This is a genomic window from Candidatus Nitrososphaera evergladensis SR1, assembly GCF_000730285.1.
Taxonomy (GTDB): Archaea; Thermoproteota; Nitrososphaeria; order Nitrososphaerales; family Nitrososphaeraceae; genus Nitrososphaera; species Nitrososphaera evergladensis.
In genome coordinates, this window is record NZ_CP007174.1 from 1,127,471 (window position 1) to 1,146,486 (window position 19,016).

General features: G+C 45.5%; 16 protein-coding genes. 11 read left to right on the top strand and 5 right to left on the bottom strand.

Annotated features, from left to right (window positions below):
* Positions 1-186: 186 nt before the first annotated feature.
* The 3 genes from NTE_RS17555 to NTE_RS06000 all read left to right on the top strand — a co-directional run bounded on the left by NTE_RS17555 (position 187) and on the right by NTE_RS06000 (position 4,088).
* Positions 187-501: a 4Fe-4S dicluster domain-containing protein gene (locus NTE_RS17555; protein ID WP_264357949.1), complete on the top strand. Its 315-nt coding sequence runs from the start codon at positions 187-189 to the stop codon at positions 499-501.
* 64 nt (positions 502-565) lie between these two features.
* A complete protein-coding gene (locus NTE_RS05995; RefSeq protein WP_226987200.1) occupies positions 566-2,638 on the top strand; it encodes a glycosyltransferase in 2,073 nt (690 codons plus the stop codon).
* Between the two features lie 1,156 nt (positions 2,639-3,794).
* The gene (locus NTE_RS06000; RefSeq protein ID WP_148700197.1) at positions 3,795-4,088 is read left to right on the top strand and encodes a hypothetical protein; all 294 of its coding nucleotides are present in this window, start codon (positions 3,795-3,797) and stop codon (positions 4,086-4,088) included.
* A 344-nt stretch (positions 4,089-4,432) separates the two neighbouring features.
* Here NTE_RS06000 and NTE_RS06005 read toward each other — a convergent pair whose 3' ends face one another.
* Complete coding sequence (locus NTE_RS06005) at positions 4,433-4,753, bottom strand: hypothetical protein (protein WP_148700198.1); 321 nt, start codon at positions 4,751-4,753, stop codon at positions 4,433-4,435.
* 290 nt (positions 4,754-5,043) lie between these two features.
* On the opposite strand from NTE_RS06005, the gene NTE_RS06010 reads away from it, so the two are divergent.
* The 6 genes from NTE_RS06010 to NTE_RS06035 all read left to right on the top strand — a co-directional run bounded on the left by NTE_RS06010 (position 5,044) and on the right by NTE_RS06035 (position 14,544).
* Positions 5,044-5,322 (top strand): hypothetical protein, encoded by a 279-nt coding sequence (locus NTE_RS06010; protein ID WP_148700199.1) that lies wholly within the window; start codon positions 5,044-5,046, stop codon positions 5,320-5,322.
* 591 nt (positions 5,323-5,913) lie between these two features.
* Entirely contained in the window at positions 5,914-6,549 is a 636-nt protein-coding gene (locus NTE_RS06015) for a hypothetical protein (protein WP_148700200.1), read from the top strand.
* Between the two features lie 6 nt (positions 6,550-6,555).
* On the top strand, positions 6,556-8,184 hold the full coding sequence (locus NTE_RS06020) for a hypothetical protein (protein ID WP_148700201.1): 1,629 nt from the start codon (positions 6,556-6,558) through the stop codon (positions 8,182-8,184).
* A gap of 271 nt (positions 8,185-8,455) precedes the next feature.
* The gene (gene cas1, locus NTE_RS06025; protein ID WP_148700202.1) at positions 8,456-9,526 is read left to right on the top strand and encodes a CRISPR-associated endonuclease Cas1; all 1,071 of its coding nucleotides are present in this window, start codon (positions 8,456-8,458) and stop codon (positions 9,524-9,526) included.
* Between the two features lie 227 nt (positions 9,527-9,753).
* Positions 9,754-10,701, top strand: a complete 948-nt coding sequence (locus tag NTE_RS06030) for a HEPN domain-containing protein (protein ID WP_158385173.1) — start codon at positions 9,754-9,756, stop codon at positions 10,699-10,701.
* Positions 10,702-11,193: 492 nt separating this feature from the next.
* Positions 11,194-14,544, top strand: a complete 3,351-nt coding sequence (locus NTE_RS06035) for a pentapeptide repeat-containing protein (RefSeq protein ID WP_148700204.1) — start codon at positions 11,194-11,196, stop codon at positions 14,542-14,544.
* Positions 14,545-14,631: 87 nt separating this feature from the next.
* Here the strand turns inward: NTE_RS06035 and NTE_RS06040 are convergent, their stop codons facing one another.
* Genes NTE_RS06040 through NTE_RS06055 form a run of 4 tightly spaced genes read right to left on the bottom strand, consistent with a single transcriptional unit; the run spans position 14,632 to position 17,536 of the window.
* Complete coding sequence (locus tag NTE_RS06040) at positions 14,632-16,473, bottom strand: DNA polymerase (protein WP_148700205.1); 1,842 nt, start codon at positions 16,471-16,473, stop codon at positions 14,632-14,634.
* Positions 16,452-16,844: a hypothetical protein gene (locus tag NTE_RS06045; protein ID WP_148700206.1), complete on the bottom strand. Its 393-nt coding sequence runs from the start codon at positions 16,842-16,844 to the stop codon at positions 16,452-16,454. Before NTE_RS06045 ends, NTE_RS06040 begins: the two co-directional genes overlap by 22 nt.
* 55 nt (positions 16,845-16,899) lie before the next feature.
* Positions 16,900-17,295 (bottom strand): hypothetical protein, encoded by a 396-nt coding sequence (locus NTE_RS06050; protein ID WP_148700207.1) that lies wholly within the window; start codon positions 17,293-17,295, stop codon positions 16,900-16,902.
* Positions 17,296-17,299: 4 nt separating this feature from the next.
* The gene (locus NTE_RS06055; RefSeq protein ID WP_226987201.1) at positions 17,300-17,536 is read right to left on the bottom strand and encodes a hypothetical protein; all 237 of its coding nucleotides are present in this window, start codon (positions 17,534-17,536) and stop codon (positions 17,300-17,302) included.
* A 73-nt stretch (positions 17,537-17,609) separates the two neighbouring features.
* On the opposite strand from NTE_RS06055, the gene NTE_RS06060 reads away from it, so the two are divergent.
* Together NTE_RS06060 and NTE_RS06065 are read left to right on the top strand one after the other, a co-directional pair.
* Positions 17,610-18,212, top strand: a complete 603-nt coding sequence (locus tag NTE_RS06060; RefSeq protein WP_226987202.1) for a hypothetical protein — start codon at positions 17,610-17,612, stop codon at positions 18,210-18,212.
* 460 nt (positions 18,213-18,672) lie between these two features.
* The gene (locus tag NTE_RS06065) at positions 18,673-18,900 is read left to right on the top strand and encodes a hypothetical protein (RefSeq protein ID WP_148700209.1); all 228 of its coding nucleotides are present in this window, start codon (positions 18,673-18,675) and stop codon (positions 18,898-18,900) included.
* The last annotated feature ends 116 nt before the right edge of the window (positions 18,901-19,016 follow it).

Here is a 19,016-nt window from a genome sequence, read left to right on the forward strand (position 1 = left end):
CTTGCCAAGAACCCCAAGGCAAGAAGCGCCACCGCGCCTCCTCCGCCAACAGCAGCTTCGGCGGCACCCAAGCCTGCGGCAACTCCTGCAATGGCCGCGCCACAGGCGCCTGCTGCAGGCGGTAGTGGCGATACCACGGTATCGCTTGCAGGCACTGGCACCAATTATTCAAAGGTGGAAGGGCCCATCGACGTCAAGTTCAAGGAAAAGAGGCAGCAGGTCGGCAAGTTCCAGGGTATAGCCGTCTGGGGCCCACTCGACGCCCCCGGACAACTGGGAATATGGGGCACAAACGTCTGCGTCGACTTTGACATATGCGTAGCTGACGGCGCCTGCATCGAGGCCTGCCCAGTAAACGTGTACGAGTGGCTTGAAACGCCGGGGCATCCGGCTTCTGAGAAGAAGGCCTTTATGGCACGAGAAAAAGACTGCATATTCTGCCTTGCCTGCGAGAACGTGTGCCCTCCGCAGGCGATAAAGATATTCCAAAAGAGTGGCTGATACTAGAAGCTTCTCCGAGTAGCTATAAATACTAAATACAGCATAAGGAGGTCTAGTCCAAGATATGGTGATGTATGGCCCAGGTTCTTTTCTGTACGTCATCTTTCTTGTCATCACCTGGGTGACGATGTTTTACTCCCTGAACTTTTACTACCTTGCAATCCAGTCGCGCCACAATGAAAGCCACGAAAGGCGCAAGCGCCAGGTGCCCGAGCTTCCGGCGACTCTGCTTCCAACTGTCACAATACAGCTGCCGCTGTACAACGAAAAGTACGTTGCAAGGCGCCTGATAGACGCCGTGTGCAAGATGGACTATCCAAAGAACAAGATGCAGATACAGGTGCTTGACGACTCTGACGACGACACTGTCGACCTGATACGCTCCATCGTCGATGAATACCGCTTCAAGGGCTTTGACATAGTGCACGTCCGCAGGGGAGACAGGTCCGGCTACAAGGCCGGCGCACTCAAGGCCGGCATGAAGACTGCCAAGGGCGAGTTTATCGCGATATTTGACGCCGATTTCATCCCGCCCTCGTCGTTCCTGAAGCACCTATTGCGCTACTTTTCAGACCCCAAGATGGGCTTTGTGCAGTGCAAGTGGGGACACGTAAACGAGGACTACTCCTCCATGACGCAGGCGCAGGCAGTGTCGCTTGACCTGCACTTTCTGGTGGAGCAAAAGGCCAAGAGCCTCAGCAGGATATTTCTGAACTTTAACGGCACCGCCGGCATCTGGAGGACGTCGTGCATCAACGACGCAGGCGGCTGGCAGACGACCACGCTTGTGGAAGACATGGACCTGAGCTACCGTGCGCAGATGAAGGGCTGGAAGTGCATGTTCCTTGACGACTATGTCGTCAACGCTGAACTGCCGGTGCAGATGAACGCAGCCAAGAGGCAGCAGTTCCGGTGGGCCAAGGGCTCCATTCAGGTCGCGCTAAAGCTCCTGACAGACGTAATCGCGCACAGAAAGGTGCCGGTAGAGTCAAAGGTCCAGTCGTTCATACACATGACCCGCCACGTCGCACACCCGTTTTTCCTTGCGCAGTTTTTGATATTTCCGATGCTTCTTTCGATGGACTACAAGCTCTACGAGAGCAACTGGGCTCCGCTGTTCGTGCTTGCAATGTACGCAGCCCTTGGCCCCGGAGGCTACCTGGTAGTGATAAACAAGGTGTGGAAGAAGGGCTGGAAGCACAAGGCCATGCAGTTCATGTTCCTGCACTTTTTTGGCGCCGGCATCTCTGTCAACAATTCAGTCGCGGTGTTTGACGCGCTGTTTGGCCGCAAGAGCGAGTTCCTGCGCACGCCCAAGTTTGGCATCGTCAAAAAGGGAGAAGAGTGGCGCAACAAAGAGTACGCGCTGCCGTTCACAAAGACCACCCTTCTGGAGATATTCTTTGCGCTGTACGGATGCATCTCGATATTCGTGGCGATATTTTCAAACAACGCGCTCTTTACGCCGCTCATTGCGCTGCCTACCATAGGGTTCATCTACGTGGCGTACCTGAGCATCGCGCACTCGCAGCTTGGCAAAAGGAAAAAGAAGACAACAACAGCAACAATTGCAGCAGGACAAGCTCTTGCTCCCGTGCAAAACAGTGGCAGGACTCTGGGACAGCGCCTGCTACTGCCAAGCGTGCTTGCGTTTCTGATCCTTGGAGCCGGCGTCGCGTACTATGGCTACCACACGTCAATCTACCCACTGCAAGAAGCTTCGGGATTCCTTGCGCGGGCCCAGACCGCCCAGACCCCTCAGCAGCTGGCCGACTATGCAAGGCTTGCGCAAAAGTTCATCCCAGAAAGCGGCAATCCAGTCTGGCTCTTTCCTACATTCCGGACTGATTTTGAAATAATGCACATGCAGCTTGACAGCATGGTCGAGCGTTCCGAGATAATTTCGTCGCTGTCGACGCATGATGAGGGCTACAACGCCGCGCTCATCGACATGCATTCAACTGCGCTGGAAATGCAGGCAAGCCTGCACGAGGCAATCCCGTACATCTATGTCAGCCCGCAAAACATCGCCCTTGGCGCTGCGTGGATTGGAATCATACTGTCGGTGTTTGCGGCAATGAAGCGCGCAAGGACAAGGCACCAGAGAGCCGAGACAGCGTCGGCAGTGCAAACATGAGATAACTGCGAATTCTCTGGGGATATTGTTTCATGCCCGGTTCATCTCTAAAAAGAGGTTTAGCGCGACAGCCTGGGCAGATTTTTTACGCGCGACATAAATTTACGCCATTGTCTTAATCTGGACGAGTCGGCCGCAAACTTTTGCGTGTAGTACAAAAGAATAAGGTTCATTCATCGCAATCGTAATTGCCAGTTGTACACACGTTCCTTTTAAGATATCATACCACACTTACAACATGTCAAAACCATTTCAAATTAGACCATTACCGCCTAAAAAGAATGTCATAGCGCAGTATTGCGCCGAATGCGAGGAAAAAGCTACGGCGGAAGCGTTATTTCGGGTTCGAGGCTTTGTTGTAGTTCACAGGTATTGCGACAAGTGTGCGGCAACTGCAGAGTATGAAACTCCTCTGGCCTAGCCGCTTGGCAAATCCCGGCTTTTGCCAAGTTTTTTGACGGTCGTGTACAGTACAGCAACACAGAAACATTGGCGTCTCTTGAAAAACTCATTTTTATTATGGTTTAGAAGGTAATATGCGACCGGTTGTGGCTGTTGTGTCATGTTTGGGACACTAACCGGTCGGTCTGATTCCCTGCCCGTGTCATCGCCAAACCTTGGTGCGGGTAGGGGTTCTTTGTGGAAATAATCGCAGAGTACAAAAAAGATAATGGAACTGCTCATTGTTTGTCTATCGCCAAAAGTCAGAAGGAGCCGGCGGCCAATGGTTTTGCCCCGGCTCGCTTCTGACCTTGAACACGCGTGGCGCGTTTTCCCCAGGTTATGCATTAATTTCATTTCAAATCTAGACTAAAACCGTTAGGTGTACATTGCACTGCAAATAACATGACAGATTTTAATTGCCGCCGCACAAATACTTTCTACTGTGGCTGATATTATTTGGTCAGATACCCACATCTGATGATGGTGTTTTTTTTCTTTTTAGGCTTGGATGCACCGCTTCATATGCTCTAGCATTTTGTCAAGTAAACGATTTCTAATATTTTACCAAGATGTCTCGTTAATTAATATAATATCATCTTTCATGATCTATCATTATTTCTTATTATTTTTCATCAAGTTATTTGACTGTATTGTAGTTATCCTATAACTTGAAGCAATATTTAAAAGAATTTAATCCGAGAGAACTTGTGCAATGTCAAGTAATGCACGTAACGTAAAACCGAAAGTACGCGAGAACAAAAAGTGGGGATCTATTGCAGCCGTGACCGCAATCATGGCGGCATTGGTCCTTGCGGCTGCGCCATCATTTCTTCAAAGTGCGTCAGCCAAGATAACCGAAGAGGATACCTCTTGTGAGAACAGGGGAGGCCATGAACCAGGTGGTCAGCAGCCTTCATGCGAGGGTGAGGGTCTGACGCAGAATACCGAGAACCAGAATCCTGCTGGACACGCTCCACCGGGACAAAATGACGATGACGACGACTAGAGTGCCATCCTAGCAAAACCAACAAAACGAGGTATGGTGGGCGTAGTATTGCATCGTCCATCGCACCTCGCTCCTTTTTGTTTTCCCTCTGAGTTTGGGTTACATCCAAGACCAAATAATTGATTTATAGTTCAGCGTTGGCGATATTCTTACTGTCGCTGCGTGATTGCATCTTGTGCTGACCCGCTGTGGGTTTCATGTTTGTGGCTGAATTGAGGCTCGCAGGTTGGCATCATCGTGATGAGCAGCGACAGTAGATGTTCGTCGCTGGAAAAATAAAAGCGAAGGAGGTACATGCGTTAGTTATCTCACAGGATGACTTTTTCGGTTCTTTTGCGGATTTCTTAACCAAGCCCTAAAGTTGGTCGCACGTCAGGTCCCGGCTCCCCGCATACCTCGTCGGGGGTTAATGTTCTATTGGGTAAACCACCCTTGACACAAGTTATGGATGAAGCAGTATCGCCTTCTGAGGCTATACTTCTTGCTTCCGCCTCTTGTACTACATCAGCGCTGGCAAAGGTAGTAAGTTGCTCCTGAATAGCGCTTTGGTTTGAAAATGCGAAAAATGCTATTGACACCATTACTATCGTAATGATGAATGCTGGAACCAGTGCACGGTTGTACTTCTGTGCCACGGATTCAAAGAAAATCTTTCTTCTAATCATGCAGAAATATGCATATATTGCTTAATAAATTGGATCTGCTGCGAAAATCTAAAGTAAAAAACAATAATCAAAATAATTCTTGTACAGGATGAATTGATTATTCAACCCATATTTTATGCAATAAGTGAGTTCTGAATATATGCTAGGCGATTGGTCTAGCGGGCAAAGTATTAGATTTCATTAACTAATAGTATTTATTATTATGTTTTGATAAATCATTTTACTGCTTTCCAATTATCTTCATAAATGACCAAATCTTTATAATCATTTGCCTTGAGGAGACTTGTGCAATGACGGATAAGATTGCACGTGACAGGGAAGAGGCAAAACCAAGTGAGAACAAAAAGTGGGGTGCCATTGCAGCCGTGACAGCAATCATGGCGGCATTGGTCCTTGCAGCTGCACCGACCTTTCTTCAAGGTGCATCCGCAGAAATAACTTCCCATTGTGAGAACAGGGGAGGACATGAAGCGCCCGGTCAGCAAGAGAATTGCCAAGGCCAAGGTCAGGATGAGAGCAACCAAAACCCCGCAGGAAAGGAGCCGCCTGGACAGAACAAAGATGACTAAGTAGTGTATGTGTTGCTGAAACAACACTAGGGATGAAGGCACAATATATTTTGGGCACTATTCGTTGCCTTCATTCGCCCCTTTTTGTTCTTCCATTTCTCTAAAAAAACAAAACAGCAAGATGACAACTCGTTAATATAACAATTCTAATGAGCAAGCCCCACTGCCCGACTTGAAAAGTAACTCAGATGGACTTAGGCGATGCGAGCCAAAGTTCTTGGTCATTTGGGAGTTTTGCTCAGCGAGGCTTTAAGGCGCCGAGCTTTAAATTTTGTGCCTTATTCTCGTCGTGCTTGCAAAGGTGGGCACCGCCAACCTTAAAGATAGTCCGACGGCATTTGCCACTAATTAAGGTTAGACACTCCAGTACTTTCCATACTTAAATTCGGAGCGCCGGAGTACTTGTCCGTTAAAATGGTCAGATACCCTAGTACTTTCATCATATGATACAGCAATAGTGATCATCATCCCACCTCAAATGCAGATAGAGCGAAATATTAACCGTTATTCGTCACTTGTGTAATTTTATTTACCCAGAATGCAGCGAATTGTCGCTTTCGGATTTAAATAACAATTTTGAATTTCTACCTCATGACCGCAGAGGAAAGACTGGAGAAAAAGATCCTTTCTGCGGGGTCGGCCGGTGCCAAAAAGGCCGATCTTCGCAAGGAGTTTGGCGAGATCGACGCCGCACTGGAAAGCCTCGTAAGCAAGGGGCAGGTCTTCGTGGACAAGCGTTCAAGCGCGTACTATTGCTTCCACAAGGACCATTACGTCCAGAGCCTTCTCAACACTGACCCAAGGTTCCGGTTGACGTACGACATGATAAAGTCCCTTGAAGAAACCGTGAGCGCATCAAACCGCGAGGTTTCCCGCGCGGTGGAGGCGCTTGCAAACAACATATCCAACCTGGCGAGGCTTGTGTCTGAAAGGGCTAATGATAGGAGTGTGCCAGCATCCGCCGCGCCTGCAAGGAGCATAAGCGTCAGCGATTTCAAAAAAGAGTTTGACAGCGCGCTTGCAAGCTCGGCGTCTTCGATTGGCTGGGTAGAACTTGCCAAGGTGCGAAGCGACGTTTGCGGCAGGTGCGGAATTACCGGTGACGATTTCTACCGCCTAGTGAGCGAGCTTACCGGCCAGTACCAGGACAAGTACGAGCTTTCGACCGGCGGGGGAGAAGGCGTGATGGTGCGGGGCCTCTTGCACGGCTTTGTGAGGTGCATCTAGCGGGACATGTATCCTTACCGGCTGGACAAAAACCCGTATCCAAGCAGCCCGACTCCTACTTTGATTGACGCCAAGATCCTTGGAGGCAAGCGCCACAAGGAGGCCAAGGCGGCGGTCCTTTCATGCTTTTCAGACCTGCATGGCAAGGTCGTCGAAGGCAAGGCCACCGACAAGGACTTTCGCCTGCTCACGATAATCCAGGACGTAGGCTCTGGCAAGACGCACCTTGCGCTCCACATAAAGGGGCTAAAGGAAGTCGAGGACAGCACGGTGATATCGTACGTCGACCTGACGCAGATATCTCCGCGCAACATGCACAGCCTCTACTCTGCGATGCTTGGTGGTTTCACAGACGAATACATTACACATATGCGCAGGGCAGTGGTGAAATACCTGCTTGCCAAGGCCGAGCAGTCGTCGACTGCGCGCAAGATATTCAACTATGGGTTCATGGACTCTATCACCGGCAGGCGCCTGTCGGACAAGGCGGAGTTGCTGCTAAGCAACGAGCTTGTACCCAACTATTCCGCGCTTTCAGCGACACTTGGAAAAGAGTTTTCGCCCATCGAAGTCGCGATACTGAAATTGGTGGTGGAGGGCAAGTTCAGGGCGGACGCGGCAAACGTCTCTACCCTTGAAGACATTATCGCAAGCCTTGCCGCCCTTGCGTCGCTGAACCTGCGTTTCCTTGGGCGCGTGACTGTGTTCCAGCTGGACGAGTTTGACGCCGACAGGGAGACGACAGAGTTTGTCAAGGCGGTGATAAACGCGCACGTGCCGGCGGCAGCTCTCATGCTGATATTCACGCCGTCATCGTACGACGACATCAGCAAGGCAAACGCGTCCGTGTTTGACAGGCTGGAGAAAGCCAACTACAAGGTCGACCTTGCAGGCTCGAACACGTACGAAGAGATCCTTGACATCATCATGGAGTACATACGCTTCCACGACGCAAGCAAGTGCTTTACCGAAGACGAAGAGCGCGACCTTGCTGCAAAGGTCAAGGTGATCTATGACGAGTTTCCGGACTTCCGCAACGTGCGCTCGATGCTGAACATCATGTACCACGCCACGGAAAACGCCGGCAAGCGCGAGGCATCGATAATAGACGAGCAGGCAATCGACGAGACGATAAAGAACGTCTACCCCGGCCTGCGCATACGCGGGAGCGTCATGGACGTGCCGATTTCCGATTTCATCAAGATCCGCAGGAGCACAAACGATGTTTCCGTGCTTGAATCAGGAGTAAAGGACGCCGTGCGCAACCTAGTGAACTATGCGCACGAAGTAGGCGCTGTGGCAAAGCCGCAAAAGAGCAACGGGAGCGGAGTCGACGTCATGTTCTCCGACCCGTACGGCACAAAGGTGGCAATAACAGTCGTGATAAACCGCGACCATGCCAAGAGCTTTGAGCAGATATCAAACACGCTGAAAACTACGGGCTTTGTGGACAAGCTTGTCATACTGACAAACGCCAACACCACCGCCGGCACGAACGGGAACGCCGTAGTCACGATGGACCGCTGCAAGATGATAGACCTCATCTACTTTAGCAACAAATACAAGAACAACGAGATGATGGAAGACGACTCGCAGCGCGCCCTGATGCTGGCCAAGTCCATACGCATCTGCTAAGCTTTTCTGCTTTTTTAAAAAAAGCGCCCTGCGTGTGGCGCCAAGCTCTTGTTTTTGTAGGTTCTAAATTCTTTCAAATCTATTCGTCATCAGGAGATAGGGAAAAAGAGTGATTGATCGTCGGATCCAAACGAGTTCAGCGACAAAGAGTAAAAACACTCTCCCCCCTTTTTACGAGGGAATTTGTGCCGCTTGACTAGGTATTGTCTTACGTTATGATTTGTTGGAAAGTGCTTAAAGCTCAGTCATAACGCACGTCATAACGAAAGTATTGACGCTCAAGGGCAGAAAGAACCATTACAACATCAAGATGCTCAAAGGCTATGGAGCATCTATTTCACTCAAGGACAAGAAGGTATGCTTGAAGGGAGGTAGGGATGCATTTACTGGCAAGCAAGACATTGAAGAGTGGTTTGTCAGCCAAATCCCTTACGAGAAAATTGTCTTGGCTGGCAGAGGTTACGTTTCTACCGATGCTATTCAGCTTTTGACACAGCACAACGTGAATGTCATCTTGCTTGATTCTTATGGAAACTTGATTACGAACATGACACGAGTAATGGTCAGTGAAACGGCTACACGGTACAGGATGGGGCAGTACGACACTTTTCGAAGTCCTGGCAAGGTACTGTACCTGCAAAAGAAGAATCTTACCGCAAAACTCCAGAGTCAGATTGATTTTCTGCAGTCACTTCAGAAGTCAGAACTGACAGACTGCATCAATGGACTGAAGAAGTACAAATCAAGAATCGAAAAGCAAAGGGACAAGCGCGACCTGCTGAGAATTGAAGCCGGCGCCGGACAACTTTACTTCCGCTATTACACTGGCTTGTTTGATTCTAAGTTTGGTTTTGATTCAAGAAATGGAGGAGGAATAAAGACAGGCAACAGATACGCGTCAGACGTTATTAATGCCCTTTTGAACTATGGCTATTCTGTTCTTGCTGCAGAGATTGCCAAGTTCGTGCATGGCTGCGGGCTTGACCCTTACTATGGCTTTTTTCACAAAGCAGACACTTCATTTCAAGCTCTTATCTATGACCTGATTGAGCCTTTTAGATGGCTGGTCGAGTATGCAGTTTACAAATTAGCTGTAGAAGCGCCACAGCATGGGAGAGCCATTAGAAAAGACGAGTACGCTTGGACAAGAGAGAGTAGAATAATTCTTGACGATGCTCTCATCAGACGATTCTTGGAACTCTTGGAGCGCAAGTTACAGAGCGAGAGGCCATACAGATTCAGACATGGATTAAAGAGAAGAGATGGCTTATCCCTGTGCCAGGAAATTACCATTACAAAAATCAACGTCCAACAACTTGCGGATTATTGCGTGGCTAACTAGTCGTGGAATTAGAAAGTAGTTCAAAATCAGTTGGCCTCCATGATGTATCCGGGATATAGACAGAGCGGTGAAAAACGCCCCACAATTCGCCTGTGTTAGTGAAGGTTGATAAGGACTAAAGGTTTGAAAGGTAGTTTTCTGGCCGATAGGCGCGATAGTCGAGTATCGAGCCGTGACTGAAAGCAAGGTACGTTTAACTATAAGATTTCTTCATGCACTGTATCTGTATGCTGTGGTACGATTTTCTCACCCAAGCAAAGAAGGACATGTATAGAGCGCGCCTCTTACATCTGGAAGCAGATTACGGATTCGCTGCCTATTCCTGTCAGCAAGGACTGGAGAAGTATCTGAAAGCCTACCTCTTGAAACACAAAGCAATTGAAAAAGCTAGGGACATAAGCCATGCAGACATGACCAAATTATTCTACATCATCGACAAGAAGGTAAAAGCTTTCTTGGATAAACACAGGACTACCCCGATTGTTTCTGATGTTATATTACAGGACGCCAAGAAGAAGCTGAATGATCTGCTAGAAGCACTCCAACCTAATCAGAAGGTCAACGAAGAAGATAGACTAATGACCAAAACTCAACTCTGGAAATATTCTCTACAACAACCGGTTGACCAATCATACGAGTCGCGATTTAGAATCAAAAAAGAACTCTTGAAGGAGAGCCTTGGACCCGTTGGTCTCGGATTCAAAAAGAATTTTGAAAATGCGATCATACATGACCTAGCTAGGATTCCTACTGAATATAAGAGAATCACTGCGCAAAGGTACACATCCGAGAGTAGTCATTTTAGCAAATCCCTGATTCAATTAATCGAGGGGAAGTTACCGGAATTTAGTGCAGAGGAGTCTAATCGATGTATGATTGCCTTCATGGAATACATGGAAGCCGGATTGAAAAAGGGCGGCTATTACAAAACAGCAGATGTCTGGCTGGAAAGGAAGATGATCTACTTGCTAGTGTATCCGTACGACTTTTACACATCAATCACGAAAACCTACCCTCATGAAGATATTGGTCGCTATCCTACTCCCATTGGCGAAAAGAGCTCTTTGGACCTTTATCCTCTGTACGCAGAAAATCTATCAAGTCTTATTAGCGAGGTTGAGAGTGATTGTGCTAAGATTGAAAACGCGATCTATGGCAAATGGGACAAGGCTTGAATCCATCCAAAGGAAGTATCTTATATGAAGAATGCAACTCTGTTGAAGCGAATTACAGCTAGATCGGTAATTTTGTTTCGGTCTTATTGTTCCAGAGGATTTCTTCCACTTTAAGCATGTTTCTAATATCACTGGCGAATCCTGGTCCAAAGCTTGCGTTATGATTACTGGCAGGCATGATGACAAACGGAACGTCTGTTTTCTTGACAATGCCACTCCAGTACCTCATCTCATTCAGCCTCTTACGATCAGTCTTGCTGAGGTGCTTTTCATCAATGACAGGTCTTTAGCTGTGTAAAAAAGTTCATTGTGATATAATTTCACATGTCTTATTTTACTTTCTAAATATTTCCTGAATTGACAGGGTTAGAGCATTGAAAGTAAGTTCTGATAGAACCTCGCTCTTTTCCTCTCTAAGTCGTGTCTTCTGTCATACACATAAGCTTCGTTAAAAGGTAATCCTTATTTTAAGGCATACTAGTCGAAACATAATTGGCTGAAGAAGTAGCGCGTATCGCTAGCCCTCTATCTACCTCTAATTGGGGAGGAACTTTCGAACATCTAGTTGCCAGTGTGTATTTAGTTGAACTGCTGCTTGGTGATATGCCCTACGGACTGAAAGAGGGAACAATAGAAAAAGTGCAATTTCAGACAGCTTGGACGGGTGATTCTCTTGATGACCTTGCCATCTATACTAGGGAACCATCAATGAAGTTAGTTCTCCAGATAAAGAACAATCTTGAATTTTCACCTGGCGATAAGACATTCATCAAGGTTCTCAAGTCTTGTTGGAGTACTTTTAAGAAAGATACTTTCGATCCAAAAAAAGAATGGTATGGTATCGGGCTTGGAATCTACCAAAAAAATATAGATTCTCATTTGCAGCAGCTCCTCAACTGGGCGCGAGATTCTGGTGATAGCCAAGAATTCTTTCAGAAGGTAAAGGCTTTTGATTCACAAGGAAAGAAAAGATTTGTTAAGATCTTTGAAGAGGGTCTAAAGAAAGCGTCTGGTCTCGATGTCATTGACGATAGCGAATTATTTGACTTCTTGAAGAATCTAGTGGTTCTATACTATGATGTTAAACCAGAAGGAAAAGATCGAACATGGTCGATCAATTACCTAAGACAAATAGTGAAAGATGGCACTCCCCAAGAATCGATCTTACTCTTCAATCATCTTGTTCAAACTGCAGCCAAATATTCGGCGAGTGCGGGTACGCTTACTCTAGAAAGCCTTAGACAAGAAATTCCATACGGGATAATACAAACAGACCATAAGGCAGTTTTTGATACTGTAAGTTATCGGAAGCGATTACTGGAATATCTTCGCTTTGTGGAGGGATTCAGGGATTACACCCATGAACTAGATAAGAAACCATTGAAAGATTACTATTTGCAGAATAGGGCGGTTGTGCAAGATGTCCGTAAATGGGAGGAAGAGAGTTCAGTTGAAGATGGTGGTAATAATTGGCGCATCGATAAGTTTCTTGAAAGTGGTGACTGGTATTTGCTTGTCGGTGCGGAGTTCGGCATTGGAAAAACTTCAATGATGCGTATGGCGGCATCTAAGCTAGCGACCGCATTCCTCAAGAAAAAGGAAGGCTTCATACCAGTATTAGCTTTTTTCAAAGATAAATTAAGGAATGTTTACTATAAAGAGAATCTTGACTATGTTATTTCTACTATCGTCGCACCAAGACAATTCTCTAACAAGACCCACATCCTGCTTATTCTTGACGGTTTAGATGAATATGGCGAAGATATTGAGGACTTGTTGCTCCGCTTAGATTCTATGCACCAGTCCTATCCACTGATGAAAGTCATAATTACCACTAGGATGAACGCTGGCTACCCGCGGTTATTAGAGGTAGATAAATTTGTAAGATTATTACCGTTTTCAAAAGAAGAAGTAGACTCATTTTTTGATAGGTATGGTGTTTCCCTGTCATATGGAGACCTGAGTGATTTTGGATTAAGAGATGAGGAGAAAGCGAAGCCTCTCTTCTGTTGGATGATGGCTGTAATCTCTTCCCGCACATCTACAGAAATAAGAATGAATAAAACATTGACTGCCAACACCCGTCGTGCCCTAATCTATCAGGAATTCATCCATTCTCTTCTACGGGGAAAATATCGCGAGGAAGCCAAGAGATCAATAGATGGTTTCCACGCGTTGTATGTACAGGAGAAGAAAATACTTCGCAAGATAGCAGCGTTGAAACAGATGACAAAGGGAGAGTTAACGGAGGTCGGTTTGAAACAAGATCTCGCAAAGTTTGGTTTGGTTAATTGGTCACAGGATATTGAACCAATTCTTACATCATATTTCACCTTAAGAACAGATGGCTTGTATAAGATGGTCGATTTCATACATGAAAGCTTCAAGGAATACCTGGTGGCAGAATACTATATCGAAAGCATTCTTGAAGGACATTACGAACGATTGTATGTTGACATGCCAAGCAAAGAGACTCTTAGTTATCTCGAAGGATTAGTTGAATTATTGAGGAACGACTCCGTTCGAGACCAGATGGGAGAGATTGCAGATATGTTCCTAAAATCCCTTAGTCACGGAACTCCCCCTAACATAATTACATATTCTTCGTTTTGCAACGTATTGGACTCTTTGAATATTATGGCTTCCAAATGCTTTGAAGATAGGGATTTAGTAATTGGGGAAAAAGGTGCGATACAAAGCGAGTTGTGGTCTGTCACAGATGGAGGTTCATATGTTGGCAAGTCTATGAAGGATTACGAATCACTGTGGCTTCATAGATGGATAGCGGCCTATATCTTAAACAGACTTTGCAATTTGCCAGAGAAAGAAGAGCTTGAGCGTTTGGTGAAGTTTACATCTCATCAGATGCCAAACAACATCAAAGAATTCAAGGATGCAAAACTATCAAGGATTAATTTTGAAAATGCCAATTTTTCTAAAAGCAATTTTGAGAACGCTATATTCTACGGTGCACATTTAACAGGTTGTAACTTTAGCCATTCCAACCTTAGAAGCACTCGCTTCTTCGGAGCGACAATGGTTGGGACGTCATTGGACCATAGTGATTGCGAGAAAGGTAATATGACTGATGCTAATCTAACGGGGGCAAATCTTAGCTACGCAAATCTTAGAGGAGCCAAACTATCAAACGCTATTCTTGATTCAGTTAACTTTGGATCGCTTTTAGTGATTGAGGATGGAAAGGTAAAGGCTGCAGAGAATAATGGAGTGGTCAACTTACAAGATGCAACTCTGAATGGCGTAAAGATAAGAGCTACGGTCATAAGCAATATTGAGTTAAAAGGCACCAATCTCTCACAATGTGACCTTAGGAGTTCGGATATAGTTCGCGTTAGGTTAACGGAGGTCAATCTTTTCAAAAGTAATCTTCAAAATTGTAAGATAGTTTGGTGTACTTTTTCAGGTCCGAATACAGACTTATCCTACTCAAATCTTTCAACAAGCATTATAATCGAGAGTAATCTGTCAGGGTGTAATCTCAAGAATGCAGTTCTTCTAGGCGCACATCTTGATAAGGTTGATCTTACTGATGCGGACCTTAGAGGTGCAGACCTTAGAGGCACCTACTTAGGAAGGCTAAAAATCGGCAGTGTAACGGTTGATGAAAATACCAAAACAGAGGGAGTAATTTTGCATTCTGCAGATTATTTTAAGAGATTTGACAAAGATATTAGGGAGCTAATTGAAAAGCAAAATAAACAGATTCGATTTGATAAGCGAGATAGGCTAAAATCGATAAATATCATACCTAGAAGGACTAGCTCTTTCACAGCAGAAGAGATGTTCTCAGAAGTCAATGAATTTAAATACATTGATTTTTAGAAAGCAGAATGAAACCGCCTACTTTATTTCATCGTCCAGCTCTCAGGGGGCGTCTAAACTATTTACGCAATACAAAGACCATGTTTATCAAATCTGCTCCCTCGTAAAGACACTTAGAGAAAGGGGCGAAGATTCATTGAATTGGTCCTCGTTCAGAGAGTTTATTTTTCCAAGCCAGAACCTTTTGCGGTCTCCATCAAAATCGACCTTTCTGATTTCTTCTTTAAAGACACCTATCTGCGCTATCTTGCCCTGTCTTATTGCAGAACGTAGGTTAGTGACCCGCTCGACCTTGAGCTTCATGTACACACCTTCTCCAGACTGGTAAATGTCATAGTTATCCAGAGTCTTTCCTTTCTCTGAGCCTATGCCACGCTCTTTCCAGTTTCCATTCCATCTGTTTATCCCGTTTTGAATGCAAAAGACATCTTGAGCATAGTCTTTTAGTGCAAATTTACCTAGCGCCTTGGAACCTTTGCCTAGGTCTCTGGTGACGGATATCCCGTCAGTCGCTATGAATGCCACGTCCTTTTCGATTCCATTGTTTCTTATGTATCGGTAAATCTGAGCTCGTGTGCTGCCTGTAATGTGCGAAGCAATAACAGGATTGAAGAAGGTTCCCATTACTCTCTTTTTCTCTAATTGCATAGTTTCTGCCGTCTTGCCATAAATCGAGTTTAGCATTTCCTTGAATGGGATATGAAGAGGATCATTTCTTTCCTTTAGCTCTGTCTTTTTGGCATAGTATTCGCGGACGAATTCATCGTACGGGTGATAGTTAGGATCGTTTGGAACAAACTGCCACGAGTCTAATATCTCATACCACTCTTTTCTTTCACAAGCTTTCAATTCCTCTATGCTCACATAAGTGACAAACTTGCCCGTTGGATAAACGAGATTTGCATTGGCCTTAAACGGAAAAGGGCCGAGATACTTCCAATCAGGAACATTCGCAACCACCTTGAAAAAGCCCATCGTCGCGCCACTTTCAATGGCATTTCCTTGCATCCATTGGCCGTCTGTCAAGTCATGCAGCTTGGCAATCTTGTCAGGATACGCCGAGTTGATGTCATAATTTCTTGCTTCGCCGATAACGCCTCTTTTTGTCTGTTCAAACCTCCCGCCTACAAATGCTCTGTAAGCCAATACTTGAGTATGTAATGGCACCTCGGCAAACCTAGGAAATGCTATTCCGCGGAATATCATTGCCCTAGATGCAAGATATGCCGATGACAGGAGTCTTTTTGGATAGAAGCCAGCGGCTTGGTAGTAGAGCTCAAGCCACTTTTCTCCAAGTGCTTTTGTCATAATGCAATCATTGATGCAGTACTCACGCAGAAGGCGGATGTGGCGCCGGCGAAATCTTGCAGAAAATTCGCCTCTTGCAGACTTTAGTCCTTTAAAGTGCTCAGGCATCGGTCCTATGTTTCTCTCGTAGGCTTGCTGCAGGCTAGTTTTGAAAAACTGAGCAATGTCATAAAACGATACTGATTTGTGTCCTTTGGTTATGGTCAAGCATTTTTTTGGGATGTATTTTATGCGAAAGTCTCCGTGCTGAAAAGCAAGCTCTCTTGTGTGGAGGTATCTTTCAAGCTCTTTGCCAAGCAGCTTTAAAATGACAATGGCATCAAACTTTAGGTTATAGAATACGTTGACAGCATTCTGGTACTTTTTGTGAAAGAGAAAATCTAGTACAGTGTCTGCGGATACGTCTTTGTCTAGGTATCTGCCGTCCGAGTCTGCAATTAAAAATATGTCTCCCTGATACGTCTCTGTGTCTAATCCATAGACCGGCCTTATTCCCGCATCCGTTGCCTTTCTGTGCTGTGCCACTGTCGTATCGATCTTGGACAAATCTTTGTAATCTGTCATTGGTATAGACAACGATGAGAGTAATGATGGTGGTGTCATGGCGAAGGATTTTGCCAAATGACATCCGGAATCTCCCCTTTTCTTCCACGCCTGCGCTCAAAGAATAACTTGAATACTTCGCCATATGGGAGCTCATGAGGAGTACCGCGAATATTGCTATGGATAAGGCGAACGTAGCGATGAACTCCCTTCATCCATTGTGAACGCTCCGCATTTGCCTCTTGTCTTTTTTGCAGACGACTTTCTTTACTCTCTTGCTCTTTGCGTTTTTGACTCCGCTGCGATACTGCGCTTATTCTTGTCTCAACGCGTGACAATTCCTCTTTCAGTTCATTCCTCAATTTCCTCACAGTTGATGTATTTCGAAATATTTCTAAGGCATCAAGTTGTGCTTGTATCTTTTTCCTTTGCTCCGCCAGTGTTGTCATTTTTTTCTTTTCTACCTCTGAAAAAGAAAGTATTGGAAAGATTGGGAGCGGCCGGTCAATAGACCAGCCTGAATCTTCGTATCATCCTGTCGTTTCTGCTTTTGTCTAACCATGTTAGTATCTTGACAGTCTTGCCAATCTTTATCCGGCCACTGTCCAATCCCCTCGACCATTGATTGATCAGGCTAACATTGGCAGAGCCGTTTGACCTTAATGGCAGGATGGCGTCAATCCATATGCCATTGTCTTTGTATGAGACATCAGTGCACTGGCTATACTCCGTGGCGTAGATCTGCCTGGTTTGAGGCTTGACTTCGAGTACATTGGGACTGTCTTTGTCCATGCTGTCGAATCTCCCTAGGCGGATGAATTTCCTTTTCCGTGTTTCTGGAGTAGCCGAAAGGCTTTTGTCGGGGGTGGTGGAAGAAATATTGGATACCGTTTCTTCCATTTTTTTATTCGCCCTCCTGTACTGGCGTCAGCTTGAGGAACTGCTCTGTGCCCATCTGCACCAGTTTGACGTTTACGTATCTCGCGTTTTTTCCGCAGTTTGCAAGAGCACCTTTTGGCAATGCAACCAACTTTGAAAAATTCTGGTTGCAGATTTTTCTATTTCCAAAGTCGATGGTTATTTGTTCGCCACCGACTTTTTCTTTTGTACTTCCTTTCACGTTATTTCTTACGTAATTCACAACATACGTCTCCAAACCCTAATGTTTATAGCGGTACGCAAAGTACCCTAGGGTACACAAAGTAGCGTACTGAGTGATGGAACTAAATGATTATTATTGTAGAAGGATGTTGGCGAGCCTTGAAAAGAGGGGAAAGCTTGGATCTAATGAATTCAAAAGAGTGATGACTGCCGGCCCCAATCCAATAATGTCTGAACGGCCTTTTAGAGAGAGGCTGCGCCTCCTCGTGGAAGCAGGTCTCGTGACTCGTTTACCTGATAAGGAAGACAGCGGGAAAGTGTGGTATACTCTGGAACCGGGCATTCTGGACAATGAGCGTGCATTATTCAACGAAATTCAGGAACGACTTGAGGAGATGGATAGACAATATGCCCAAATGGAAAAGAATATCTCTGCAATAAGCACAGTCGATAAGGCATATCAACTGTCCTTGGCAATGAGGGAGCTAGCGAGCATCGAGTACCGTCTATGGATTCTCAAAGTAATATTTCGCAGAAATAAGAGACCTAAGGTTCTTTCCAAGAAGATAGAAGAACTGAAAGGAAAATTGTTTCATCTGACTCACATTGGAAATGCGGATAAGTGGACAGTCCAAGTTATCTTGGGAGTCCTAGAAAGGCTGGAGGCTGAGCTGCATCGAGAGTTAGTTGCATCTCAAGAAGAGATGACATCATAATCCGTGTTTATTACCGTGTAGACAGTTGTTTACAGCTGTAAACAGGCGTAAACATGTGACAAAAACAATAACTGCTAGAATACCCGACGAAGTCCACTCGGAGGTACTAAATAGATGCAATCGAGCGGGCGTAAACATCAACTACTTCCTTAATCGCGCACTTGAGCTCGTAATTACAGGAAGTTCGCAATTTGAATTTGGCGATGAAGAGGTTGAAGACGATGAAGGTCATCAACAAAGAACATTACAAAAATCCCTCGTAATTAATTGAGGAACTAGGAGCGTTTTCTATCCTTAGGAACCGTAACCGCTGCACTTGAAAATGTATGAATAGTAAATTGCGAGTCAGTGGACTATGCCCTAAGATACGAGACAGCGATAGAATACAACGTGAAAAGGTGTATGAAACAGATTGCTGACACGGAAGCTTAGACAAAACAGTATCAAAAGTATCGAAGGCATGATAGATAAGATGGAAGAACTAAATCACAAGCATGTAGAAGACGAAATGGCAAAAGGAAGGAACCCCGATGAAAGTATTGTTATGCAGGTTAACGAAATGTATCGTCTTCTCTTAAGAGGGTGGCTGCGATCAGAGAAAGAACTCTTGGAAGTTGAGGAAAGAATCCGAGAACTGGAAAAGAAGTCTAGAAAGCAAAATACAACAAGAAAGAAGCGCAAGAAATAATCAGCGAGTCCGGTCTGTTTACTCGCCTTGTTACTGCAATGATTCTTCTGGCCTTTTGTCCATGTTCAGACAACGATTGATGTTATGGTCTAAAGATACTGTTCAACAAATCATAA

Excerpts from the sequence above, each read along its gene's own strand:
- NTE_RS06030 (WP_158385173.1), top strand. The coding sequence starts at position 9,754 with ATGCTGTGGTACGATTTTCTCACCCAAGCAAAGAAGGACATGTATAGA.
- NTE_RS06045 (WP_148700206.1), bottom strand. The coding sequence starts at position 16,844 with ATGACAACACTGGCGGAGCAAAGGAAAAAGATACAAGCACAACTTGAT.
- NTE_RS06015 (WP_148700200.1), top strand. The coding sequence starts at position 5,914 with ATGACCGCAGAGGAAAGACTGGAGAAAAAGATCCTTTCTGCGGGGTCG.
- NTE_RS06065 (WP_148700209.1), top strand. The coding sequence starts at position 18,673 with ATGATAGATAAGATGGAAGAACTAAATCACAAGCATGTAGAAGACGAA.
- NTE_RS05995 (WP_226987200.1), top strand. The coding sequence starts at position 566 with ATGGTGATGTATGGCCCAGGTTCTTTTCTGTACGTCATCTTTCTTGTC.
- NTE_RS06000 (WP_148700197.1), top strand. The coding sequence starts at position 3,795 with ATGTCAAGTAATGCACGTAACGTAAAACCGAAAGTACGCGAGAACAAA.
- NTE_RS06050 (WP_148700207.1), bottom strand. The coding sequence starts at position 17,295 with ATGGAAGAAACGGTATCCAATATTTCTTCCACCACCCCCGACAAAAGC.
- NTE_RS06020 (WP_148700201.1), top strand. The coding sequence starts at position 6,556 with ATGTATCCTTACCGGCTGGACAAAAACCCGTATCCAAGCAGCCCGACT.
- NTE_RS06010 (WP_148700199.1), top strand. The coding sequence starts at position 5,044 with ATGACGGATAAGATTGCACGTGACAGGGAAGAGGCAAAACCAAGTGAG.
- NTE_RS06005 (WP_148700198.1), bottom strand. The coding sequence starts at position 4,753 with ATGATTAGAAGAAAGATTTTCTTTGAATCCGTGGCACAGAAGTACAAC.